Source organism: Humibacillus sp. DSM 29435 (assembly GCF_001758225.1).
Lineage (GTDB): Bacteria > Actinomycetota > Actinomycetes > Actinomycetales > Dermatophilaceae > DSM-29435.
In genome coordinates, this window is record NZ_MAST01000001.1 from 378,653 (window position 1) to 402,946 (window position 24,294).

Below are 24,294 nucleotides of genomic sequence, written 5' to 3' on the forward strand. Positions count from 1 at the left end.
CGGGCGGCGAGCCCTCGCCCCTCAGTCTGCGTCGCGAAGGGCGAGGTCGCGGCGCCGGACGATGGCTGCGCGCGTGTGGCTGGTCAGCAGATCGGGCCGACCGAGCGAGGAGGTGGTGAAGAACCGGGGCGCGTCGAGCGCGGCCAGGAACACCTTGGCCCGTTGCGACGGGCTGGCCTTGAGGCCGAACCGCTCAGCCAGCTCGCCCGACGCCATGCCACCCGCAGACGAGACCAGGTTGTTGGCCTTGGCGGCGATCCAGCACACGGCCGCGGCCGCTGTGTCGGCCCGGCCCTTGCGCCGAAAGATCTCGGGGTCTGCGGCAGCCGTGATGGCGAGCACCCGACGACAGACGGTGCGGAACTCCACGTCGAAGCTCCCCGTCGCGAAGTCGTCGGTCAGAGCCAGCACCTCCTCGACCCGAGGTCGGATGTCGTCGGGCAGGTCGCTCCAACGAAACTCCTCGTCGGGCAGCGGGTCGTGGTCGAGATCGAGCAGGGCGGTACGGCCGCCGACGTGCTCGCTGCACGCGTCGAGCACGAACTCGGTGTAGTCCCAGTCGTCCAGGTCGTCCAGGTCGTCGAGGTCGTCCGGTGTGTCACGTGCGTTGCTGACGATCTCGATGTCGCCGACGCCCGCCAGACCGGTGGTGAGCTCGTAGGCGCGCAGGGCCGCTATGAGGTTGGTCGACTCTGGAGAGGTGGCCAGGCTCACGAAGTCGGCGCCCTCGCGGTCGACGGCGGCCAGCGTCGCTTGCCGCAGTGACGAGGGGAGACCGTCGCCGCTCATCGACCAGTCGACGAAAGCCCGCAGCACCTGAGGCAGCCGACGAGCCACGTCGGCCTCGAAGAGGAACCGCGACGGCAGCCAGTGGCCGAACAGTATTCCCAGCCGGGCCGGGTTCCAGCCGGACAGCTGCGGCTCGCCCGTGCTCACCGCGAAGCCGGCGACCAGGCCGAGGCAGTGGGAGTCGCCTGGTGACTGGTCGTCGAAGTGGATGCGGGCAGCGTGCGCCGAGCCGACGAACCCCTCGACGACGGATGCCGCCCGGCTGTGGTCGTCGGCCTGGGTCAGCAGGTGCCGGGTGAAGCCGTCCCCTTCGTCACTCGGCTGCGTGAGCGGCATCCGTTCGAGCAGCCAGCGCAGCATCGGTCGGGCACTGGGCCAGGTATCGCTCTCGAACGGGTCGGCAGACGCCTCACCACGGTCGGCCGCACCTTCGACGACGGCTCGCGCCTCACCGAGACCAAGGGGTTCGAGCTGCACGAGGTCGATGCCCTCCGAGAGCTCCCGAAGTCGTTGGACGACCTCGGAGAACGGCTCGGGGGTCGGGAACGCGTCTTTCACCACGACGCCGTAGAGGCTGTCGACGTAGACGATGAAGGAGGCGAGACCTCCACCGGGCCAACGGATCCCGAGCACGATGTCGAAGCCGTCTCCAGCGACCTCGGTCATCACCGCCGCATCGGTGACCTCGGTCTCGTCGAGGTCGCGCAGCCACGACGGCATCGGCTGACGCCGAGTCATCAGTGCGCGCCGAGCCAGGACTCGCAGGTCGTCGTCGCGGGTGAGGTGACCCAGCACGGAGAGCAGGGCGGTCGTCTCGGCGATGTCGACGGCCACGAAGGTGTCGACGAGCAGGCGCAGGTCGACGTCGCTGGAGTGGTCGTCGCCCGTTGCCGGCCGCTCCGCCGCCACGACCAGCGTCGAGACGTAGGCCAGCAGGTCGAGGGGGTCGTCAGCGCGCAGGCGAGAACGCACCTCGAGGGCGAGGTGTGCGGTAGCCGGGTCGGACGCGGCCCCTGCCGGCGGACGGGCGTCGGCGTTGTGGGCCAGATGCAGTCGCCGATCGCCACCTCGACCCCGTCGGGGCTTCTTCGCCATGTGGCAATGATGCCGGATGCCGGTTGGCAGCCCGGGGAACCCGGTCCCGGCCGCGTGTGTCAGGGCAGCGGCGCCGGTGGCAGCGCGCTACGGCCTGCGGCGGCCGAAGCCGGTGAGGGCGCCGAGCATCTCGCTCACCGTGCTCACCAGGTCGAGGGGGGCATCATCACCGTGCTGGTGAGCCTGACCGTCAGGGATGGCCATGCAGGCGAGGAAGCGAGAGACCAGAGGGTCGGACGCCCTCTGGGCCAGGCCGGCGCTGAAGTCCATCGGGGCGCCCCTGAAGACGAGGACGGTGGTCAGGTCAGCCCGGGTTCGAGCGACCTCAGCAGGGGTCTCGGCGGCTGCGAGGTCAAGGGTGATGTCGATGTCGACCTTGCCGAGTCCGCGCTGCTCGACCCCGATCGCCTGCAGCCGGGCGTGATGTCGATCAGCATCGGCAACCGTCAGCGCCCCCGTTCCGTGGAACTCCAGCGTGAACGGCCCGAGCCTCGACCGGATGCGCCCCACGAAGTCGTTGCCGTGCACCTCGGTCACTGCGGCACCGGGAAAGCAGCGCCCCACCATCAAAAGGTCGGTGAAGTGCGCCCACACGAGCTCGATCGGGGCGTCGAGAACTTTGCTGTGCGTCAGTTTCATCGGAATCCTCGACTGATCGGGAAAGGCGGCGGCCGCTCCCACCAGTCCTACCCCAGATGACGGTCGCGTGCGGGGCTGCTCGCCCGGCCGCGTCACCGCTACCGTGAGGGTCGAGGGTGGAAGGGGTGGGCCATGAGCGACGACCACGAGCCGGCGGCGGAGTTCGGGCCACGTCCGCAACTGCCACCGCGACCACCCGTACCGGATGACCGCATCCACGGAGACACCCTGGACGCGATGGGCGAACGGTCGTGGACAGGGTCACCGGGGGCCGCCCCGGCCCCAGGCCCCGACACGCATGGGCCGCCGGCGCGCACGCCGTCGCCGACAGCGCGGCGCCCCCGCTTCCCGGCGCAGGAGTCGGGGCGGCGCAACCGGCGTCGCCTGGTCGTGCTCGGCGCCGGTGCGCTGCTGCTGATCGGCGGCCTCAACGTGGGTCGAGACGTGGGGTCCGTGGAGCAGCACACCCGGTTGACCCATGCCGTGACCGGCATCCGGGTGAACGGTGTCGCGGGTGACGTGGAGGTCTCAGGCGGCGCTCGCGCCGGCACGGTGGAGCTGACCCGGCGGCTGCCCGAGGGGAGTGACCCGTCGTCGCCGGCAGGCGAGACCTGGGAGGGGAGCACCCTGGTGATCGATGCCGACCCCGGGTGCGGCCCACTCGTGTTCGGCTGTTCAGCGGACTACACGCTGCGCGTTCCCGACGGCACCGCGGTCACCGTCGACGACGGTTCGGGCGACCTGAAGCTCGGCGGAGCGCTGGGTGTCGTCGACGTCAAGACCGGCTCGGGAGACATCACGGCCGACGACGTCAAGTCGGAAGCGGTTGCGGCCCGTTCGGGCAGTGGAGACATCGACCTCGGCCTGGCGCAGGCACCGGGCCGACTCACCGTCACGTCGGGCTCGGGTGACGTCGAGCTGACGGTGCCGTCGAACGACACGTATGCCGTCGACCTGACGAGAGGCTCAGGCGACGACGAGGTCACCGTCACGAACGACCCCGCCAGCCCTCGAAAGGTGCAGATCCAGACGGGCTCCGGCGATGTGAAGTTCGGCTACCGCTGACACGTCATCGGGCCAGCGGTAGCCGGACTCGCCCCCCACTGCTGCTGCGGTCACGAACTCCACGGCAGCGGCTCCTCATCAGGAGCGGATGCCTCGAGGCTAGGACCACGAGGCCGGACGCGTCCAGTGTTTGAACCAGATTGGTGACAGACGCTGCTGTCAGCTCGGCGAGCCCGCCGCGAGATCGGTCCCGTCGTCGTCGTCGAAGGCGGAGTGCATGTCGTCGGGTACGGGCGTGCGGGGCCACTCGGCACTGGGCCGGGCGTCCGTGGCCCCGGTGGGGGAGGTGGCGGGACTGCCCGCCTTGTCGCGCTGCTCCACGAGCTTGTCGAAGCCCTTGTCGACCTGGGAACGAACCTTCGTCACCGTGTCGATGTGTTTGTCGTTGGTGTTCTCGGCCACCTTCGCCTGGGCCTTGTCGAGGGCGACGTCGACTTTCTCGCGGTTCTCGGCAGCGAAACTGCCTACCATCCCCACGGCCGCCTTCACCAGCTCGGCGACGGCATCGCCGAAGTCCTTGGCCTTGTCCTGGAGGTGCACCTCGTCGGCCTTGCGCTTCATGTCCTCACCGAACGTCACGGTGACTCCTTCCCTCGCTGGACGGTCACGCCGAACGGCGTGCGTACTCCCACCAGCGTCCTGGATGCCGGCCCGTCAGGGCAACCCGGGATCACCACGGCCCAACCCTGAACCGACCCCGACCCAACCCCTGACCCAACCCCTGACCCGAGCCTGACCCGAGCCTGACCCGAGCCCGACCCGACCCAACCCCGACCGACCCGGCTTGCTCGGGTCGGTCGGCGACCGCTCAGCCCGGAACCACCGAAGGTCGACCGTGCTCCGTGTCGGGCAGCAGCTCCCAGTGCAGGCCGTCACCCCAGCCACCGCCGGCGAGCTCGTCCACACGGTGCTCGCGACCGAAGGCTACGAAGCCGTTCGACTCGAGCACCCGGTTGCTCGCCGCGTTGTCGGCCGCCGTCTCGCCCACCATCCGGCGCAGCCCGAGGCCACCCTCGCTCAACGGCGTCAACGCGTGCCGGATGGCGAGGCGCGCCCCCGTCTTCGCGGCACCGCGCCCCCGCGCGCTCGGGAAGAGCTGGTAGCCGAGCTCGGCCGTGTCGCCGATGGGTCCCCAACGGCTGAAGACGACCATGCCGCCGAGCGCGCGGTCGGTGGCGGTGTCGGCGACGCACCACTCGACCGACGCTCCCTCGGACATCAGCTCGAACCGGCGCCGGCGCCACCCCTCGAAGGTCTCGCGGCGCAGCACCGCGTGGGCCGGCATCCAGTGCACGGGGTCGTTCTCGCGGTTCTCGATGGCATCGATGTCGTCGACCCGCCACGGCCGCAGCCGGATGCCGTCCAGCTCCAGCACCGGCGCCGTCAGCCAGGGGTGCCGCGGGCTCATCGCGTCGCCGCGCCCCAGGCTGGCCTGCCAGGTGTCGAGGGCCGGGCCTTCGGGGTCGTTCGAGTCGACGTGCGACTCGGGCAGGGTGCCGTGGAAGGTGAATCCAGTGGCCCAGGCCACCCGGCGCGACCCCCAGTTGCCGACGACGGCGCGCCAGTGGAGCCGAGTCACCGGTCGACCCCACGGCTCGGCGGAGAAGGCGTGGGCCGCCACGAGCCGAACCGCGCGCGCCATGACTCCCTGCCCGCGAGCCTCGGGGTGCAGGCCGAACCCGAGCGAGGACGTGGTGGGCGTCGCACCGGGGCGCAGGTCGATCGAACCGCCGTAGGCCGGGGCGCCGTCGCGGTCGATCTCGATCGCCCACTGTCGGGCCCCGAACGGGTCTGCCCAGTCTTTGCAGGTCTGTTCGACCCGGGCCACCGCCTGGTCGAGGGTGTAGCCGCGAGGCACGGTGGTCCACCGAAGCATCTCGGGGTCGGTGCACTGCTCGGTGATGGCAGGGGCGTCGGCGAGCGTGTGGCCCCGCAGGGTCACGATGCCGTCGCTCAGGGTGGGCACAGTTGCGCTGACGCTCGACATGGGGTCAGCCTGCCAAACCTGGGCCGCGGTGGGCGAGCCGATTACCGTCGCCATTGCCAGGCCGACTCGTGACGGCGCCGTCGAAGTGGCTAGCGTGGAGACCGTGGACACCGACGAGGTCATGACCCTGCTGCAGAACGTGGCCGACGAGGTCATCAACCCCCGCTTCCGGTCGTTGACAGCCGGAGAGATCCACGAGAAGAACCCCGGCGACCTCGTGACCGTCGCCGACCGCGAGGCCGAGGTGCTGATCACCCGCGTGCTGAACGCCGTGTACCCGGATGCCGTCGTGCTGGGGGAGGAGGCCTACGCCGGCGACCCAGCGCTCATGGGGCGCTACCTCGCCGCCGACCACGCCTTCACCGTCGACCCGGTCGACGGCACGAAGAACTTCGTGCACGGCTCGGCCGACCACGCCGTGATGGTGGCCGAGACCCGGGGAGGTCAGACCGTTCGGTCGTGGATCTGGCAGCCCCAGCACGGGCTCGGGTATGCCGCTGAGCTGGGCGGCGGTTGCTACCGAAACGGCGTTCGCGTGAGCCGTGAGACCCCGACTGCACTCACCGATCCCGCCGAGCTGCGGGGGCGCACCTCGAAGCGGTCGTGGATCGGGGCCTCCCTCGACGGACTATCGCCCATGACACTCACCTGGGTGTCGTGCGGAATCGACTACCCCAAGCTCGTCGAGGGCGAGGCCGACTACATCCTCTACCGCGGCGCCGCTCCGTGGGACCACGCGCCGGGGTCGCTGATGCTGGCCGAGGTCGGCGGCTTCGTGGGCACGGTCGGCGGTCGTGCGTACCAACCGCGCGACAACGACACGGGCGGGCTCATCCCCGCTGCCAGCCAGGCCGCGTACGACGTGGTGCTGCGGTCGCTGCGGGCGAGCCGGCTGCTCGAGGCCGACCGGCACGCGGTTCCCTCCGACTGACGACGGTTGGTGCGCCGGTCAGGTGATCTGCCGATTCGCCCACGACCACGACGGCATCCGAGTAGCGTGAGGAGGATCGGCCAACGGGCCGGTTCGCACCATCAGAAGAGACGCCGACCGTCCCCGGCGCCGTTCACCGCCGACCGCGGCTGAGGGCCAGGGTGACGCAGTCTCTGCACGCTCGATGCACCGCAGCTTCGTTCATCGCAGTTCCTCAGCAGTCTCGTGGCTCCAATCACGACAGGTGAGCAACGCCATGTCGATGTGGGACGACCTACCGCAACCTCTTCGCGACTCCGGCGCGCTCGACGGCGTCCGCCCGCTGCTCGACGACCTGACCGGGTCGGGCCCGACCGAGACGACCGACGCCGACGGCACGTGGCGCAGCTGGACCGCCGACCAGAACCTGACCAGACCACTCGCCCTCGACCCGCGCACCGGTGGGTTCGGGGCGGGCCAGGGATCCACCGGCACCCCGATCGAGCTCACCGACCCGCACGTCACGGCGGAGGTCGGCCTGCACCTCGACGGTCCCGGTGGGTCGACCGACGGTGGCTGGCGGGTGCGCGTCGGGTCGCCGTCGTTCCTCGTGCGGCTGCCGTTCCTGCGGGGCGCGATGCTCGACCCGCAGGGACAGCTGCGAGCCGACCCGAGCAAGCCGTCGGTCGGGTTCGTGCTGCCCGCCCTGCGGCTGCAGCTCAAGCAGCTCGCCGGCGGCTCGGTGGGCTTCTCGGTGCTGTCGGCCAGCACCGGCGGCCCGCCCGTCGACCAGATCTACGAGTTCATCCGGATGGACCCGCCCTACGCCCTGCTCGGCCCGTCGGATGCCGTCGGGTTCGCCTTTCGCACAGCCGTGCTCGACCTGTCGGGCACGGCCGGGCCTGGGGTGCCGGCGGGCGCACGGGCCATGCCCGGCGACTGGCAGGGCTTCTACCTGCCGGAGGCGCGTCTCTTCGTGTCGCCGAACGGGATGGAGGGCATCGCCGTCAGCGCTGGGGTGCGCAACCTTTGGATCGGTATCGGCATCCACGAGGGCGTCACCGGGGTGTTCGAGGCCGAGGTCGTCAACCGTGGCACCAACCCCGGCGTCGACGTGCACTTCGCCACCGCTGCCGGCGAGCCGATCGGCGACCCGGGTGTCGGGGCGGCGCAGCTGCCCGAGATCTCGACCCTCTACGTCGACGTTCACGGCGGCCTGGCCCCGATCACCCTGACGATCGGCGTCGACGGGGTCGCGCACCCGAACGTCGACCGCGTCACGGTCACGACGCCACCGGCGGGAAGCCTCGCCATCATCGTCACGGCCACCGACGCCGCGCTGCACACGACGACCCGCACCTTCGCGGCCACGCGGCGAATCGAGCCGGTCACCCCGGGTGTCAGCGGGATGCCGGTCACACTGACCGACACCTCTCACCAGACCGACCGGATGGTCGTCGCGTCCCAGACCGCCATCAGTGTGACCCTGCGGCTCGGGAGCGGCGTCGCGGCCGATTGGTCGTGGGCTGGCGGCGGGGCCTCGAACGAGAGCGAGGCCACGGTGCCGGTCGCCGCCGGCGCGACGGTCAGCGTCACCGCCACGACGATCGCCGGTCGAACGCAGTCGCTCGACTGCTACTTCCTCTTCGACCACCCGAAGCCCGACGAGGGCCACGACTACGCCGTGAACCCCGCCAACACCCACGCCAACCCCTCCATCGACCGCACCCACCCGGCGGGGGCGCCGACCTTCCTCGACGACGCCCGCGCCCGGCTCGCGGTGGTGGGGGCGGCCACCGCTCTGACGGTCAGCGGCTACGCCTCCTACGAGGGCGTCGAGGCCCAGCACGACCACAACCTGCACCTGAGCGAACGTCGCCGGGCGGCCATGTTGGACGCTCTCACCGACGCCGGCTTCACCGCGCTGACCGAGGGGGAGGCGCTCGGCACCGAGCGGGCCGAGCACCCCGAGACCTTCGACGGTGATCCGGTGCCCGACCAGCCGGGTTCACCGGGATGGTGGCGGGGGCGGGCGGTGACGGCCGACCCACCTGCGGCCGTCACCGTCACCGGCGACGTGGCCCGCGGCATCCCGCCCCCTGCCGTGGACACCGACCCACCCCCGCACGACCCCGGCCGACCCGACTGCTTCCACAAGCTGGGCGCCCGGGTCGAGCTCGTGCGCAGCACCTTCGTGCGGTGCGAGGTGTACGGCGAGTTCGACATCGAGACCGCCACGGAGCAGCGGCTGGCGGCCCACGGCACCGCCCCGTTGCGGTCGGGCCCTCGCAACCCCAGCGACGGCATCGTCGCCTTCCTGGTGCGGCTGCGCATCGCGGAGGACCAGGGCTCGTGGGTCGTGAACGGTGAGTTCCGGGCTGCCGAGGGCGACCTCGACGGGCTCGCCGAGATGACCGACAGCCAGTCGAACGCGGTCACGCTCAACGTGCTCGGCGCCCTCAGCATCCTCGCCCCCCTCACCTCGTCGGCGACCGAGCTGTCGCCCGCAGCGGGGGCCGTCGTCGCGCTGGGATCGATCGCGCTCGGGGCGAGCGACCTCATCCACACGAAACGGCTGACGCTTCGGGGGGCGGAGATCGTCGTCAGCCAGGGCGTCCTCGGGGCCGACGGCACCACCACCGCCTCCGACCGCGGCACCCAGGTCAGCCTGCTGTTCGACCTCGAGATCGCGTTCTGGTTCGACCTGACCCTCGTGCGCGTCGACCCGGCCCAGCCCATCGTCACCCGCTACAAGGCGATCGGGGTGCGTTCGCAGTGGGGCGCCGGGGCAGGGGGCTCGCTCGACTACGTGCCGTTGCCGATCTTCGACCCGAGCCGGGGCTACTCACTCGACATCCCCGCCGGTTCGCTCTCAGCCGTGCCACCGCTCGACAACGTGCTCCGCATCCTCGGTGTGCGGGTCAGCCGTGACAACCCGACCTACCTTGAGGTCGAGGTGGGTCTGGGTCTCGACCTCGGCATCATCACCATCGACACGGTGCGGGTGCGGGCGCGCGTCGACGGGCCCCCGCTCGACCTGCAGCTGACCAAGTTCGGCGCGAGCATCGACATCGCCAACGTCATCACCGGCAGCGGCGAGGTGGCCTTCGAGCCGGGCGGCTTCTCGGGCTCTTTCGACCTGCAGATCATCCCCATCCACGTGCGCGGCAGCGCCACCTTCACCTTCCGCCGTGACGCGACCGGCCTGAGCGGAGTGCTGCTCGGCGCCGAGATCGAGTTTCCGGTGCCCCTCGTGCTCGGCAGCTCGGGGCTCGGCATCTTCGGGTTCATGTTCGGGGTCGGCGTGAACCACACCCGCATCGAAGGCACGGGGCAGGTGCCGGCCCTCGACTGGTTGCGCGACCAGCTCGGACGCCCCGGCGGAGTGATGGACGGCGCCGGCTGGCAGCTGCATCAGGGCGGGTTCGCCTTTGCGGCAGGGGTGCTCGTCGGAACCCTCGAGGGCGGCTTCGTCGTGCACCTCAAGGGCCTCGTGGTCATCGAGGTGCCCGGGCCGAGGCTGCTCTTCGTCATGAAGGCCGACGTGCTCAAGCTGCCGCCCAGCCTCGGCGACCCGAACCAGAGCGCCACCTTCCTCGCCGTGCTCGACCTCGACTTCGGCCGAGGCACCATCACGATCGGCATCGTCGCCGAGTACGAGATCGAGGCCATCCTCAAGATCCGCATCCCCGTCACTGCGTTCTTCGACACCAACCACGTGCCCGACTGGTTCGTCGAGCTCGGCACCTACCAGGACCGCGTCACCGTCGAGGTGCTCGACGTGATCAGCGGCAGCGGCTACCTGATGATCCACGGCAACGGCGTGAGCATCCCCGTGCCCGGCTTCCCGAGCGTGCCGAACGGCCTGGCCATCGCCACCGGCTTCCACATCAGCGCGGTGCTCATGGGCAGCAAGGCCGCCCGGCTCTATCTCGAGGTGGCGGGCGGCTTCGACGCGATCGTCGGCTTCGACCCCTTCTTCGTCGCCGGCAAGATCTACGTCCGCGGCGAGCTGCGCCTCTTCGTCGTGAGCATCGGCGCGTCGGCCGAGCTGACCGTCATGGTCGGCAAGCGCACCATCGACGGGGTCGTGCACGACGACCCCTACGTACACGGCGAGGTGTGCGGCTCGGTCGACCTGTTCTTCTTCGAGATCAAGGGGTGCGTGTCACTGACGATCGGCAACGAGCCGGAGGACAACCCGGCCGCCAAGCCGCTCGTGGCCGGGGTGAGCCTCGTCTCCCGTTCCCCCGCGCTGGTCGAGGGCACCGCCACCGGTCGTGCCGTCGACGCCAAGATCGGGGATGCCGTCGACGCGGCCACCACCAGCCCGCCCCCGCTCCCGGTCGTGCCCCTCGACGCCATCCCCGTCATCAGCTTCTCCACGCCCCCGCGAGTCGTCGCGAACTCGGTGCTGGGCGGTCAGCCACTCGGTCAGAACGGCGCGGCCGCCAACCCGTGGACCCGCATCGGCGACCGCTGGTGGCGCTACGAGGTGGCCTCGGTCACGCTCCAGGGCCCGCTGCTCCCACCGCCGCCAGAGGGCAAGACCCCCAGCTCCTGGTGGACCGGAGCCCCGGCCGGCACCACCGTTCCGGTCACGGCCCTGGCCCTGCTCGACTGGCTTCCCACCCCGTTCTCGAGGGCCCTGCCCTACGGCGAGCAGCTGACCACCTCCGTCGTCGACCGCTGGGGAACGGTGTGCCAACCCGCCGCTCCGGCCGCTCCGGTGCTGTGGACCTTTGACGGCAAGCCGACGGGCCCGAGCGCTCCCGGCTGGCGGCTGACCGGCATCCCGTGGCCCGACCCGCCCGACACGATCCGATCGGCGCCGGTCGAGGGCGGGCTGACCGTGACCGAGCCGTGGCGCACGGGCGACGCCGTCATCGACCTCATCCAGGGCACCGATCCCGCGGTCGTGCTGGCGGATGCCGTGCCGTGCCAGCGCGGGCAGGTCGAGCAGGTGGGGCAGGTCGAGCAGGTGGGGCAGGGCGCGCAGCAGCTCTCGGGGCTCGCGCGGCTGGGGCCGGCTCTGGCCGCCGACGACCCCGGTCGTCCGAGCGCTCTCGCCAGCGCGTGGTCGGCCGCCCCCGCCGACGTCGCTCTCGAGGTGCTCGACGAGGGGGTGGCCCTGGTCGACGTGCAGGCCACGCTCGCCTCTCGTTCGTGGGACCCGGCGGCCGGCGACGGCCGGTTGGGCTGCCGCGGAGCGATTCTCAGGGCTCCCTGGCGCGACTCGCTCGACCCGGCCCCGAGAGGCTCCGAAGACGACCGGGGCGAGGTCAAAGCGGCCTGGTCCGAGTCGGGGTTCGACCCTCACGAGCTGCGCGATGCCGTGCGGTTCACCCCGGGCACGGGGCTGGACGCCGCGAGCTTCCTGCTGCTCGTGCCCGAGCGCGCCCTCGCGGGCGGGCTCGTCATCGCGGCGCAGAAGAGCGACGGCGGCATCCTGTTCGAACGTGACGTCGAGCCCGCCGACCTCGTGGGCGCGGCGCACCCGCTTCCCCCGGCCTGGGTCGACCCTGGCGGCCCGTGGGCCGACCCGGTCATCCGCGCCGGCTCCTACGCAGCCCGGGTGCGTGCGACATCGACGGTCGGCCACACCTTCGTGCTCGTCGACCTCGACCGGTTGCCCGACCTGGCCTCCTCGGTCGTGATCGGCTGGCGAGAGGAGCAGCTTCCCGGACGGAGTAAGGCCAGAGCGCCCTTCTACGTCGTGGCGGCCACCGGCGTCGTCGGGTCGGAGGGCTGGCGCCAGAGCTGGGACACCGAGACGACGGCCCAGGACCAGGAGGCGTTGCAGACCGCGCTCACACAGGACCCCGACGACCACGCGCTCTTCGCGCCGTCGACGACCTACACCCTCGACATCGCGTGGGTGGCGGCGTGGCAGAAGGGGGATGCCCAACCCGGCTCGACGGAACCGGGAACGGTGCAGCCTGCCGTGACCCAGTCGTTCCGGTTCCGCACCGACGCAGCCACCCAGTATCCACACGACCTCGCGCCGTGGCTGCTGACGACCGCGCCCGGCATGGACGACGTGGGCTGGTTCTGCCGTGAACCTGTGCGTATCGCCTTCGCCACACAGAAGGTCGGCGACCTCTACGCCGCGTACGGCAAACAGCTCAAGGTCGTCGTGCGCAGTGCCTCGGGTGCTCACCCCGCGCCGCCTGGAGGCACCCCAGGGTCAGGGTTCGTCGTTCCCCTCGAGGTGGGTGAGTACCTCACCGACGCCACCCAGCTCACCGTTCGCACCCCGTGGGAGCAGGCGGTTCGCGACCTGGCGCCGATCACCGACGGGATGCGGTGCATCGACGCTGTCGGTGAGTGGGCGCACCACACGGTGCTCGAGCTGCCCTACGACTTCGAGCCCCTGACCGACTACCTCGTCGACGTGCACGCGGCGGGCGCGGGGGAGGGTCTTACGACCGAGAACCGCATCCACCGCATCGGGTTCACGACCTCCCGGTTCCGTGACCTCGACGACCTGGTGTCGTTCATCGCCCCCGCGACGGTGCGCGGACGTCTCGTACCGACCCCCGCCGGGCTGTCCGCCCTGCCCGACCGGCCCACAGGCGACGAGGTCGACACCGCCTTCCAGGCGGCCGGCCTGTCGGTGCCGCAGACGCCGACCTTCCCCGCTGTCGACGTGCTGTGGTCGGCGGATGCCGTGCCTCAGCCGATCGCGCTCGTGCTCGAGTCGAGTGAGCCCCTCTGGCGCTCGAGGCTGCTGCCGACCGTGGTCACCGGCCCAGTCGATGCGCTCGACCCGACCCACCAGTGGTGGAAGGCCGTGCTGGGCCAGTGGTTGTTCCTGGCCGACAGCACGACACCCGTAGCGGCCGGTGAATTCCCCAGGGCGACCATCACGCGAATCATCCACTGCCCCGGTGATACCCGTGCCATCGCCGTGCTCGCTCCCGGCGCTCGGGGGCAGGAGGTGCGGCTCGACCTCGTCGTCGCCGTCGACGCGGTGGCCTCGATTCCCGAGAAGCGGGCGACGGCCGTGCGGATCGCCCTGCTGCGAGCACCATGGGAGGTGGAGGACTGATGGACCTGATCGCCAACAGCTGGCTCTTCCGGGCCGAGGCGATGCGCCTCGACTGGGGCGCTGCCCTCGAGCGGCAGATCGCCTTTCTGCGCCAGTCGCAGTCGCCCTTCATCGAGCAGGTCATGCCCAAGGGTGACGTGCGGGAGGCGGCCAAGCGACGGGGTGGAGACGTGCACGTGTGGTGGGCGTGCAGCCGCCGACTGGGCGTGCCGCGGGGCGCCTTCACGGTCTGGACGCGCCTCGGTGCCGACGACGCCCTGGCCCGGGTGGATCTGAGCCCCGAAGCCGACGCCGAGGGTGTGCTGTTCACCTGGGGGCCGGTGGAGGCCGCGGTGGTCGAAGTGCAGTACACCCCGGTCGACATCGCGAGAGCGACCCGGGTGCAGCTGCACCGCACCTCGGGAGCCCTGCGAGACCTGGTGGCTGCGGTGCCGGTGCCGGCGGGCAGCGGAGACCCGACGGTCGTGCGGCTGCGCTGTTCGGGCGCGACCTCGGTGCGCGTCGACAACGGCTCGGTCACCTCGGTGCGGCTCGCGTCGTTGGCCGACGTCGTGAACGCGCCCGACTGGAAGCCGGTCGAGCTCGTCGGGCTGCCGTGCGACGACCCGTGGAGTGCGACCGCCTACGACTCGAGCCCCCAGGGCCTGCTCGACGACCTCACCTCACCCGTGGAGGCGGCGGTCGGCCGTCTCAAGCGGGGGGCGCCGCCGTTCGGCTGGTGGCCGCTCACGCAGTCGGGGCGGATCGCCCCCGCCTGGCAGAGCGCCGACCCGGAAGCGCTGGTGAAGGAGGTCTGCGCCGAGCTGCTGCCCGAGCTCGAGCCGATGTATGCCGCCGGTGTGCGCGAGTGGGCCCAGTGGGCGCTGGAACAGGTGCGAGCCGTGGCGGGCCCGACCCAGGACGGGCGCAGCTCGAGCCTCGACACCGCCGCCACGATCCGCCCGTTCTCGCTGCTCGTGCTGCCGGCCCAGACCGACCCACTACTGAATCTGGCGACCGGCTTCGGCACGACCTACGGGTTCGACACGCGGCTGCCGGTCGACTACTGGCCCAACGGCGAGCAGCAGATCGACTTCATGGTGACCGCCGACTACAGCTCGCTCGGACGCCCGCGGCGCGGGAAGGGCCGGCTCGCCGCCTACGCCCCTCAGGTCGGGCCGCACGTCATCAGCGCCCCGGCGACGGGGCTCGAGGCCGAGCGCGTCGGGCTGGTCGGGCCGGCCCACCCCAACGAGCCGTGGCGTGAGAGCGTGCGTGTGTCGTGGGACGCCCTGCCGACCACCGCCTTGCTCGGGCGCGTCAGCGCCGGCGTGCTCGGCCGGTACGACGCGTCCGGCTCGGTGGCCGAGTGCCTGGCGCCGCCGCGTGACTCCGGCGGCTACCGACCACTGAGCCTGTCGCCCGACGCGCCGGCCGGAGAGGCCGGCCACGACCGGATCGCGTTCGCCGACGGCGGGGTCGACATCCCGATCGGCAGTGGCGGTAGGGATGTCGGCTACGGCGTGACGCTCGTCGATGTCCACGGGGTGTGGTCGGCGTGGCGCGATGTCGCCTACGCCGGAGACGAACCGGGGCCGCAGGCGCCGCGCGTGGTCTCGCTGGCCCTCGACAGCAGCTTCGGCGGCAACGCGGCGGCCTGCCCCGGCACGCTCCGGTTGGAGGTCGCGGTCAACTGGGCCGAGCGCACCCCGGCCCACGTGGTCGGGCGAGCCCTCTACTTCCCGATGGCCACGGCGCTGTCCGAACCTCCGGTCGGGCTCGGCCCCGAGGCACCGACCCCTCCGGGGTGCTTCCGCCGTGACTTCGCCCTCAGCTTTCCCAGCGACACGCCCACGCCCAACGGCTGTACGGTCTCGACCCTCTCGGCTGATGGCACCACGGTCGTCCCGGCCGGTCCCGGGCAGGGCGACGGTGGCCGGCGCTACGCCATCGAGGCGGCCATCCCCACCCTCGACTGGACCGTCACCGGTCGCTGGGGGGTTCGGGTCTGGCTCCGCAGCCACCTGTCGGTCGGAGTCTCGCCGACCGCGTGGGTGCCCGGCGACACCCATCCGGCCCGCGCCGTCGCCGCGAGCCCGGTGCCGGTGGTCCCCCTGCCCCCGCCCGCCCCACCTGGCGTGCCCCTGGGCAGCACCGTTGACTCGCAAGGGTGTTCGCATATCAGGGTGCACTGGTCGCTGCCCGGTGGGAGTGGCGGAGGCGGGGTGCGCACCTCGGTCGTCTGGGAGGTCTCCGAGACGGCGCTACGACTGCACCGCGGGTTGACCCCGAAGGCACCGGAGACCGACCCTCCCGGCGTGCGGCTCGCTGCCCTGTGGGCGGCGTACGACGAGCTGACGGAGACGGCCCGACGAGCAGCCTTCCGCCGTATCCGCGAGGTCGACGTGTCGACTACGAGCGTCGACGTGGCTCTGCCCAAGGGCTCGACCGACATCCACCTGTTCACCGTCACGACGCAGTCGATGACCGGGATCGAGTCGCCCTGGCCCGGCGCCGGAAACCCTGACGCCCACCTGCACCTCCAGGCGGCCATCGCGCCCCGTCTGGTGCAACCGTCTCCGCCGCTCGCTCGCACCGTGGTGAACGACGACGGGTCGCTCACCGTGCGGCTGCTGAGTGCCAGCCGAGCTCCGGTCGACCGGTTCCTGGTGTTCGCCACCCGGTCGGAAGCAGCGGCCCGAGACCGCGAGAGCATGGGTCCGCCAGTGGCCTCCGTGGCCGTGGTGGGCCCACCGACGGGAACCGACCCGGTGACGAACGCCCCGATCTACGAAGCCACCTGGAGCGGAGTGCTCACCTCGTCATGGAGCCCGTGGCTCATCCGGGCCGTGGCGAGACCGGTCGACACGCTGCCGGTACAGGGCGTGCGTGGCGTGACGTCAGCGGCATCCGAGATCGGGTCGGTGCTGGTGCCTCCGTCGACGCCACCTGACCTCGACGGGTTGGCCGCCGACCTCTGGGGCGCCGATCACGATGGGGTGGTCGTGCGAACCTCCACGAGCGCACCCGTCGGGGTTCTGGCGAGCGGTGCCCACCGCCTCGGCGGAACTGCCGGCGACGTGGTGCTCCCGGCGGTGGCGCTTTCGACGTTTGCCGAGTCGGCCCTGACGAGCCCGCCCGCTGACGCGAACACCACGCCGGTCATCGAGCGCGGTGTGCGCACAGCGGGTCGGACGCCGCTGGCGCTGTGGTTCCGGCGCCCGGTGGCGACCGACCCGGTGACGGTGACGCTGCGTCTGCTCGACCCGTTCGGCCGGGTCACCGAGCGCGTCGTGGCGGTGCCCGGCTGGGTGCCGCCCCCACCGTTCACGGTCACGATCGCCGGTGTCACGGCTCGCCCGGCTGGCGTGCTCGTCGGCGTCGACTCCGACGCGAGCGCCGCGGCGGCGGCCGGGGTGGTCATGCACGTGCGGGCCCTCAAACGCCGCGTCTTCGGTGGGGGTGGCCGGCTCGGACCGATCCGGTGGCCGCTGCTCACCGTCGTCGAGGGCGACTTCGTGCTGGCCGCCATTCCGCTCGGGCTCCCGATCTTCCCGTCCGACGGCGCGATCCACGTGGTGCGGAGCCGGGCCCCGTTCAACACCGCCCGCTTCGCGGTCTGGATCCCGGTGCTCGCCCCGCTGAGTATCGCCGTCACCCTGACCGACCCCGACGGCGCCACCGCCACGGCCACCGGCTCCGTCTGACGTAGACCAGGACCGAGACCTTAGGCCCCGTGACGGCTGTGGGCGTGGGGTGGCAAGGTCGTGGGAATGAGGTGGCCAACCCGGTCGCCGCGACCCAGGAGCACGCCATGAATGACCAGAGTGTCGTCACGTTCGGCAGCTTCGCTCTCGACTGCGCCGACCCGGCAGGGGTGGCGCAGTTCTACGCCGACCTGCTCGGTGGTTCGGTGTTGGCGCAGCCGGAAGGAGACTGGTTCACCGTTCGATGGGACGGCCCCGACCTCGCCACCCAGCTCGCCCCGAACCACGAGCCCCCCGACTGGCCGAGGGGCCAACAGCAGGCGCACCTCGATCTGAAGGTCGGCGACATCGCCGCCGCCCACCGCCGGGTGCTCGAGCTCGGCGGCACCGCTCTTGACCCCGTGGAGGCGCCGCAGCCGTCACCCGAGCGGGGGTTTCGGGTCTACGCCGATCCGGCCGGTCACCCGTTCTGTCTCTGCCGACCCTCACCCGAGGCCTGGGGCTGAGCCGCCTGCTGAGCCGCCTGCTGCGGCCCTGTGGCGGTCGGGGCGAGGCTTGGGGAGCGGGATCGTCACGCCGACCAGGGTGACGCCACGACCGTCCTGCTCCCAGCCGGTTCGTGGGAGCAGCCCCAGCGCCGCCGCCCCGACGATCGCGGGGTCGGTGGTGGGCTCGGGCAGCGGGCCGCGCTGGGCTACCTGCACCCCGTCGTCGTAGCGCACGACCACCTCGAGACGGGTCGGCAACCGCTCGTCGTCGCTCAGCCGGGCCAGGGCCCGCTGCACCGAGGCGCACAACACAGCCTCGACCGTGGATCGGGTGCGGGTGGTCGGGAACGAGCGCGTCGCGCCGACCGAACCCCTCGGGCCAGGTAGGCGGATCGTCGCGTCGTCGGTGCCGGCCGCGATGGAGACCATCCGCCTCGCCATGGCGGTCGACAGGCCACGACTCAACAGGTCGTCGACCGACAGCCCGTAGAGGTCTGACACCACGAACATCTCTGCCGTGTGGAGCTTCTCGTAGGTGACCGGCCCGACACCCCACAGGTCGTCAAGGCGCAGCCGGGGGCGCACCCGGGCCTCGAGCTCGGCGTCGACGACCACGACCCCGTCGGGCTTCGCACGACGGCTGGCCAGCTTGGCCATGAGCTTGGTGCGACCCGCGCCGACGCTCACGGGCAGACCGACCTCCCGACGGGCCGCCGCCCGGATCGCCTCGGCCATGCCGGCGACGTCGCCGCGATCGCGACCGGTGACATCGAGGAAGGCCTCCTCCATCGAACCGGGCTCGACGAGCGGCGTGAACCGCCGGAACACCTCGAACAACCGGGCCGACGCCGCTGCGTAGGCCTCCCCTCGCACCGGCGCCACGAGCACAGCCGGCCACCGCCGACGCACCTGGCCCAACGGCATCCCGGCGTGGATGCCGAGGGCCCGTGCCTCGTAGCTCGCGCACGCGACGACCTGCCCACCGACCACCATCGGCACGCCGCGGTAGCGAGCGTCGTCGCGTTGCTCGACCGCCGCGAAGAACGCATCGGCATCGGCGTGCAGGATCACGTCACCACCCTGCCCTCCACCGCCGACAACAGGGCCAGGGTGAGGGTGAGGCCTCAGTAGCCGGCGCGGTCGAGGGCCTCGGTGGTGAGGGTGCGGCCGAGGTCGATCATCTCGGCGGCCTTGTGGAAGTCGAGGGTGCGCACCGCGTTGGACGGAACGGTGACGAGCACGTCGGGGGGGTTGGCGGCCATCCGGAAGCGACAGATCAGGGCGCTCATCGTGTCGAACGACATGGTGAGCAGGTCGAGCATGCCGAGATCGGGGGCCTGCGGCTCGGGGGCGACGACATCATCGACCAACCCCTTGCGATAGCCCACGGAGAGCCGGGTCGCGATCGATCTGAACCGCTCCGACTCGATCGACTCGGTGGCTCGCCGCAGTCGCGCAGCGATCTCCTCGAGGGGGCGATGCTCGGCGGTGACCTTGACGGGAGTCGTGGGCTCGTTCGCGACCCGGGCACCCGAGAGGGAGACCGCGATGGTCAGGTCGGAGTCGACCGCCGCCGTCGGCTCGATGGGCACCGGGTTGATCAGCCCGCCGTCGACGAGCGTGCGACCGTTCACGACCACGGGCGTGATGACGCCCGGGATGGCGATGGACGCACGAATCGCGTGCTCGACCATGCCGTGCTGGAACCAGACCTCGCGTCGTGCGTTGATGTCGGTCGCGACAGCGGTGTAGGGGATCACGAGCTCGTCGATCATGGCGCCCTCGAGGATCTCGCCGACCTTGGCGATGATGCGCTCGGCCCGGATGGCTCCGCCGGGCGACATGATGCTGACGTCGAGCAACCGCCACACCTCGCGCTGGGTCAGGCTGCGCGCCCAGTCGGTGTACTCATCGAGCTTGTTCGCCGCCGCCACGCCACCGACGAGGGCTCCCATCGAGGTTCCCGCGATGGCCACGACCTCGAAGCCGCGCTCGCGGATCACCTCCAGAGCTCCCACGTGGGCATACCCACGTGCGCCTCCTGACCCGAGCACGACCGCCGCGCGCATCCCTTCGCCTGCCACCCTTCGACACTAATGCGGTCGCGCGTCGCAGCGGCCAGGGGTCTCTTTCGGGACGCTCGGTGACGCTCGGCCACCAGCTCGGGCAGCCGGCGCCAGGGCGATTTTCGGACCGGCCCCCTTGCGCTCGGACCGCGGGTTCGGGCACTATGGACCACGGATGTAAGCGCTTACAGAGGTGTCGGTCAGAATCCGACCGGCCCGGGCGCTCGCCCATCTCGACGACGAGACCCGAGGGGACCACGCTTGTGACGATCGCTCGCCAGACCGGCTCGGGAGCCACGATCTACTCGGTGGCCGAGCACGCCGGCGTCTCGATCGCCACCGTGTCGCGGGTGATCCAACGGCCGGAGGTCGTCGCGGCCGGCACCCGCCAACGGGTGCTCGACGCCATCGAGACGCTCAGCTACGTGCCGGTCAGCGCCGCCCGCAGTCTGGCCGTGCGGCACCACGAGGCGCACGGGCTCGTGCTCCCCGAGCTGTCCGGCCCGTACTACGCAGAGCTGCTGATGGGTTTCGAGGCCCGCGCGGCCGAGCTCGGGCAGAGCGTCATCCTGTTGCTGGCCGACAGCAAGAGCGACCTGCCGCGGGCAGTGCGACAGCTTGCGACCCGGGTCGATGCCCTCGCCGTGTTCGGTGAGGTGGTCGACCAGCCGAGCGTGCAGCGGGTGCTGCAGGCCGGCAAGCCGGTGGTCGTCATCGCCGGCGAGCACCGTGCCGGTGTGGAGTCCATCGCCGCCGAGAACACCTCCAGCGCCGCGCAGCTCACCGAACACGTTCTCAAGCACGGTCGCAAGCGCCTGCTCTTCGTCGGTGACCCCGACGCGGCTCCCGACATCTCCGGCCGCTACGCGGGTTTCGTGCAGGCGCACCGGTCGCGACGACGCAAGCCGGCCGATCCGGTGCGCATCGCCTTCCGCGAGAACGACGGCACCGCCTTCGCCGACCGCATGCTGACCGGCGAGCATGTCGCCGATGCGCTCGTCTGTGCGAACGACGAGCTCGCCCTGTCGATCATGACGAGGTTGCAGGATGCCGGGCACTCCGTTCCCGACGACGTCGCCGTCGTCGGGTGGGACGACGTCATGACGTCCCGGTACGTGCGACCCGGTCTGACCACCGTGCGTCAGCCCGTGGGAGGGCTCGGCCGACTGGCCGCCGAACGCCTGCACGAGCTGGTGAGCGGCGGTGCCGTGAACGACGACCCTCAGGTGCTGCCGACCCGCATCGTGCTGCGCCAGTCGTGCGGCTGCCCGCCCGGCGGCGTCCCGGCTCCTCCTCGCTCCTGACCAGCGACCACCTGACCGTCCACTTGACCGACCGACGAGACCCGAGCACGTCCGAGAAAGAGAGAACCCTCATGAAACGCAGTATTGCCATCACCGTGGCCGGCCTCACGGCAACCGCTCTCACGCTGTCCGCGTGTGGACGCAGCACCGACAGCACCGGCGCGGGGAGCCCCGAGACCGGCTCTGCCGTCAGCACCGGCGCCGCCAAGGGCACCATCACCGTCTGGGCCATGGGCGCCGAGGGCGACAAGCTGCCCGACCTTGCCAAGGAGTTCGAGGCCGCCAACCCAGGGGTCAAGGTCAATGTGACTGCCATCCCTTGGGATTCGGCGCACGACAAGTTCACCACAGCGATCACCGCCAACAAGACACCTGACGTGGCCATGGTCGGTACGACGTGGATGGGAGAGTTCGCCGGGCTCGACGCCCTCGACCCCACCCCCCCGTCGATCGACAAGAGCGCGTTCTTCCCCGGCGCCCAGAAGACGACCGAGGTCAACGGCACCTCGTTCGGCATCCCCTGGTACGTCGAGACGCGAGTCGTCTACTACCGCACCGACCTGGCCAAGAAGGCCGGCTTCGACGCCGCCCCCACCGACTGGGACGGCCTGAAGGCGATGGCCAAGGCGATGCAGACCAAGGCCGGGGCCAAGTGGGGCATCGGGCTGCAGGCGGGCGGCACCGGCTCATGGCAGTCGATCATGCCCTTCGCCTGGTCGAACGGCGCCGAGCTCACCAAGGACAAGGGCTACAGCTTCGACAGCCCCGAGATGCTGGAGGCGGTCAAGTACTACCAGTCGTTCTTCACCGACGGCATCTCCAACAAGGCCGCACCGGCCACCCCGACGACGGAGCCCGACTTCGCCAGCGGCAAGGTGCCGATGTTCATCTCCGGGCCGTGGGAGATGTCGGCCGTCGAGAAGGTCGGCGGCGCCGGCTTCAAGGACAAGTACAACGTTGCGAAGATTCCTGCGAAGAAGCAGTCGTCGTCGTTCGTCGGTGGCTCCAACCTGGCCGTCTTCAAGAACACCCAGAACCGCGACGCGTCGTGGAAGTTCGTGAAGTGGCTGTCTGACCCCAAGGTGCAGGTCAAGTGGTACGGCATGTCGACCGACCTCCCGTCGGTGCAGAGCGCGTGGGAGGACCCGACGCTCTCGGGCGACAAGAAGCTCGCGGTGTTCGGCGAGCAGCTCAAGACCGCTCAGGCGCCGCCGTCGTTCGCGACGTGGGAGCAGGTCATCACCTCCTTCGACACCGAGATGGAGAAGGTGACCAAGACGGGAGCCGACCCGGCCGCTGCCCTCAAGACCGTGCAGCAGCAGGCGCAGTCGATCGGGACGGGCCAGTAGGCCATGTCGCTTCCGACGACCGCGACGGAGGTTCCGGCAGTACCGGGTGACAGCTCGGGCCCGCCGGCCAAGCCCGCAGGCAGCAGAGCCGGCCGGCGGGAGGCGCGTGCCGCCTGGATTCTCGCGGTGCCGTTCTGCGTGCTGTTCCTGACGTTCACCGCGTGGCCGGTGGTGCAGTCGCTGTTCATGTCGTTCACCGACACGAAGGCCCGCGACCTACGCAACCCGTTCAACGTCAACATCATCGGGCTCGACAACTTCACCAAGGCGCTCGGTGACCCCGTCTTCCGCAAAGCCGCCCTCAACACGGCCTACTTCGTCGTCATCGGGATGCCGCTCACGCTTGCTCTCGCGCTCGCCGCCGCCGTGGCGCTCGACAAGGGCATCACCCGGTTCCGCTCGGTGTTCCGGCTGGGCTTCTACATCCCGGTCATCACCTCGATCGTCGCCGTCGCCGTGGTCTGGCGCTTTCTGCTGCAAGACCCGGGCGGCCTGATCAACACCGCTCTGGGCTGGGTCGGGATCAGTGGCCCGAACTGGCTCGGAGACCCCAGCTCGTCGATGCCCGCCCTCATCATGATGGCGTCGTGGCGCAACTTCGGCACCGGCATGATCATCTTCCTGGCCGGCCTGCAGGGGGTGCCGCAGTCGCTGCACGAGGCCGCGGCCATCGACGGGGCGGGCGTCTGGCAACGCTTCCGGCACGTCACCCTGCCCCTGCTACGACCGACACTGCTCTTCGTGTCGGTGACGACCGCGATCGGCTACCTGCAGTTCTTCGAGGAGCCGTTCGTGATGACCCAGGGCGGTCCGCTCAACAGCACCGTCTCGGTGTCGATGTACACCTACAACCAGTTCGGCTTCGGCAACTACGGGCTCGCCTCGGCGATGAGCTATCTCATCTTCTTCGTCATCGCCATCGTCACCGCGATCCAGTTTCGGCTGCTCCGAGAGAGGACCTGACATGAGCGTCGACACCCGCCGCCCACCGTCGTCAGCGAAGGCACCGGATCCCATCAAGACCTCAGAGTCGGGAATGGTCGGGTCGAGCCGCAACGGGCACTGGTGGCTGTACGTCATCCTGGCGCTGGCCCTCGTCGTCGTCATCGCCCCGTTCGTGTGGATGGTGCTCGGCAGCTTCAAGGGCGAGGGTGAGCTGCGTCAGATCCCGCCCACGTGGTGGCCCGAGAAGGCCTCGCTCGACAACTACACGCAGCTGTTCTCGAGGTTGTCCTTCGGCACCTACTTCCTCAACTCGACCATCGTGGCGGTCGTGGTGACGGCCGGCAACCTGCTCTTCTGCTCGATGCTCGGCTATGCCCTCGCGATGCTCGAGTTCCGGGGCAAGAAGGTCATCTTCGCCGCCGTCATGACCACCTTGATGATCCCCGGCGTCGTGACGTTCGTGCCGCTGTTCGTGCTCGTCGCCAACGTCGGCCTCGTCGACTCGCTGCCGGGCCTGTTCCTGCCGTTCCTGGTCGCCCCGTTCGGGGTCTTCCTGATGCGCCAGTTCATCCTCGGCCTGCCCAAGGACCTGCTCGATGCCGGTCGGGTCGACGGGGCCGGCGAGCTGCGAATCTTCCGCCAGATCATCCTGCCCCTCTGCGGGCCGGCACTGGCCACGCTAGGCATCCTCACGTTCCTGGGCAGCTGGAACAACTTCCTGTGGCCACTCGTCGTGGCGCAGTCGGAGACCCACTACACGTTGCCCGTCGCCCTGGCTCTCTACTCGACCGGCCAGAACAGCACCAACTACGGGCTGCTCCTGGCGGGCGCGACGGTCGTCATCATCCCGATCCTCGTCGTGTTCCTGGTCTTCCAGCGGCGGTTCATCGAGGGCATCGCCACCACGGGCATCAAGTAAC

15 protein-coding genes are annotated in these 24,294 nt (G+C 70.8%); 9 read left to right on the forward strand and 6 right to left on the reverse strand.

Features of this window, described 5'->3' with window-relative positions; all coding sequences use genetic code 11:
- Nucleotides 1–21: 21 nt before the first annotated feature.
- Together BA895_RS01810 and BA895_RS01815 are read right to left on the reverse strand one after the other, a co-directional pair.
- Nucleotides 22–1,884, reverse strand: a complete 1,863-nt coding sequence (locus BA895_RS01810; protein WP_070190129.1) for a DUF6398 domain-containing protein — start codon at nucleotides 1,882–1,884, stop codon at nucleotides 22–24.
- 87 nt (nucleotides 1,885–1,971) lie between these two features.
- The gene (locus BA895_RS01815) at nucleotides 1,972–2,523 is read right to left on the reverse strand and encodes an SRPBCC domain-containing protein (protein WP_070190130.1); all 552 of its coding nucleotides are present in this window, start codon (nucleotides 2,521–2,523) and stop codon (nucleotides 1,972–1,974) included.
- A 132-nt stretch (nucleotides 2,524–2,655) separates the two neighbouring features.
- On the opposite strand from BA895_RS01815, the gene BA895_RS01820 reads away from it, so the two are divergent.
- Nucleotides 2,656–3,588: a DUF4097 family beta strand repeat-containing protein gene (locus BA895_RS01820; RefSeq protein ID WP_083282858.1), complete on the forward strand. Its 933-nt coding sequence runs from the start codon at nucleotides 2,656–2,658 to the stop codon at nucleotides 3,586–3,588.
- A 159-nt stretch (nucleotides 3,589–3,747) separates the two neighbouring features.
- Here the strand turns inward: BA895_RS01820 and BA895_RS01825 are convergent, their stop codons facing one another.
- Together BA895_RS01825 and BA895_RS01830 are read right to left on the reverse strand one after the other, a co-directional pair.
- Nucleotides 3,748–4,167 (reverse strand): Rv0909 family putative TA system antitoxin, encoded by a 420-nt coding sequence (locus tag BA895_RS01825; RefSeq protein WP_070190132.1) that lies wholly within the window; start codon nucleotides 4,165–4,167, stop codon nucleotides 3,748–3,750.
- Between the two features lie 229 nt (nucleotides 4,168–4,396).
- A complete protein-coding gene (locus tag BA895_RS01830; protein WP_070190282.1) occupies nucleotides 4,397–5,575 on the reverse strand; it encodes a GNAT family N-acetyltransferase in 1,179 nt (392 codons plus the stop codon).
- Nucleotides 5,576–5,678: 103 nt separating this feature from the next.
- On the opposite strand from BA895_RS01830, the gene BA895_RS01835 reads away from it, so the two are divergent.
- From BA895_RS01835 to BA895_RS01850, 4 genes are all read left to right on the forward strand, one after another.
- Complete coding sequence (locus BA895_RS01835; RefSeq protein WP_070190283.1) at nucleotides 5,679–6,506, forward strand: inositol monophosphatase; 828 nt, start codon at nucleotides 5,679–5,681, stop codon at nucleotides 6,504–6,506.
- 244 nt (nucleotides 6,507–6,750) lie between these two features.
- Entirely contained in the window at nucleotides 6,751–13,536 is a 6,786-nt protein-coding gene (locus BA895_RS01840; protein ID WP_070190133.1) for a hypothetical protein, read from the forward strand.
- The gene (locus BA895_RS01845; protein WP_070190134.1) at nucleotides 13,536–17,222 is read left to right on the forward strand and encodes a hypothetical protein; all 3,687 of its coding nucleotides are present in this window, start codon (nucleotides 13,536–13,538) and stop codon (nucleotides 17,220–17,222) included. Before BA895_RS01840 ends, BA895_RS01845 begins: the two co-directional genes overlap by 1 nt.
- 107 nt (nucleotides 17,223–17,329) lie before the next feature.
- On the forward strand, nucleotides 17,330–17,728 hold the full coding sequence (locus BA895_RS01850) for a VOC family protein (RefSeq protein WP_070190284.1): 399 nt from the start codon (nucleotides 17,330–17,332) through the stop codon (nucleotides 17,726–17,728).
- Here BA895_RS01850 and BA895_RS01855 read toward each other — a convergent pair.
- Both BA895_RS01855 and BA895_RS01860 read right to left on the reverse strand, forming a co-directional pair.
- On the reverse strand, nucleotides 17,708–18,781 hold the full coding sequence (locus tag BA895_RS01855; RefSeq protein WP_083282859.1) for a DNA polymerase IV: 1,074 nt from the start codon (nucleotides 18,779–18,781) through the stop codon (nucleotides 17,708–17,710). The two genes, BA895_RS01850 and BA895_RS01855, sit on opposite strands and share 21 nt — an antisense overlap.
- 53 nt (nucleotides 18,782–18,834) lie before the next feature.
- Nucleotides 18,835–19,794 carry a patatin-like phospholipase family protein gene (locus BA895_RS01860; protein ID WP_254666274.1) on the reverse strand — a complete coding sequence of 320 codons (960 nt, stop codon included), beginning with the start codon at nucleotides 19,792–19,794 and terminating at the stop codon, nucleotides 18,835–18,837.
- 245 nt (nucleotides 19,795–20,039) lie between these two features.
- On the opposite strand from BA895_RS01860, the gene BA895_RS01865 reads away from it, so the two are divergent.
- The 4 genes from BA895_RS01865 to BA895_RS01880 all read left to right on the forward strand — a co-directional run bounded on the left by BA895_RS01865 (nucleotide 20,040) and on the right by BA895_RS01880 (nucleotide 24,293).
- On the forward strand, nucleotides 20,040–21,080 hold the full coding sequence (locus tag BA895_RS01865) for a LacI family DNA-binding transcriptional regulator (protein WP_254666275.1): 1,041 nt from the start codon (nucleotides 20,040–20,042) through the stop codon (nucleotides 21,078–21,080).
- Nucleotides 21,081–21,151: 71 nt separating this feature from the next.
- The gene (locus BA895_RS01870; RefSeq protein WP_070190286.1) at nucleotides 21,152–22,429 is read left to right on the forward strand and encodes a sugar ABC transporter substrate-binding protein; all 1,278 of its coding nucleotides are present in this window, start codon (nucleotides 21,152–21,154) and stop codon (nucleotides 22,427–22,429) included.
- 3 nt (nucleotides 22,430–22,432) lie between these two features.
- Nucleotides 22,433–23,392 carry a carbohydrate ABC transporter permease gene (locus tag BA895_RS01875; RefSeq protein WP_083282861.1) on the forward strand — a complete coding sequence of 320 codons (960 nt, stop codon included), beginning with the start codon at nucleotides 22,433–22,435 and terminating at the stop codon, nucleotides 23,390–23,392.
- Nucleotide 23,393: 1 nt separating this feature from the next.
- Nucleotides 23,394–24,293: a carbohydrate ABC transporter permease gene (locus BA895_RS01880; RefSeq protein WP_083282862.1), complete on the forward strand. Its 900-nt coding sequence runs from the start codon at nucleotides 23,394–23,396 to the stop codon at nucleotides 24,291–24,293.
- The last annotated feature ends 1 nt before the right edge of the window (nucleotide 24,294 follow it).

Excerpts from the sequence above, each read along its gene's own strand:
- BA895_RS01810 (WP_070190129.1), bottom strand. The coding sequence starts at position 1,884 with ATGGCGAAGAAGCCCCGACGGGGTCGAGGTGGCGATCGGCGACTGCAT.
- BA895_RS01815 (WP_070190130.1), bottom strand. The coding sequence starts at position 2,523 with ATGAAACTGACGCACAGCAAAGTTCTCGACGCCCCGATCGAGCTCGTG.
- BA895_RS01820 (WP_083282858.1), top strand. The coding sequence starts at position 2,656 with ATGAGCGACGACCACGAGCCGGCGGCGGAGTTCGGGCCACGTCCGCAA.
- BA895_RS01830 (WP_070190282.1), bottom strand. The coding sequence starts at position 5,575 with ATGTCGAGCGTCAGCGCAACTGTGCCCACCCTGAGCGACGGCATCGTG.
- BA895_RS01845 (WP_070190134.1), top strand. The coding sequence starts at position 13,536 with ATGGACCTGATCGCCAACAGCTGGCTCTTCCGGGCCGAGGCGATGCGC.
- BA895_RS01850 (WP_070190284.1), top strand. The coding sequence starts at position 17,330 with ATGAATGACCAGAGTGTCGTCACGTTCGGCAGCTTCGCTCTCGACTGC.
- BA895_RS01870 (WP_070190286.1), top strand. The coding sequence starts at position 21,152 with ATGAAACGCAGTATTGCCATCACCGTGGCCGGCCTCACGGCAACCGCT.
- BA895_RS01875 (WP_083282861.1), top strand. The coding sequence starts at position 22,433 with ATGTCGCTTCCGACGACCGCGACGGAGGTTCCGGCAGTACCGGGTGAC.
- BA895_RS01880 (WP_083282862.1), top strand. The coding sequence starts at position 23,394 with ATGAGCGTCGACACCCGCCGCCCACCGTCGTCAGCGAAGGCACCGGAT.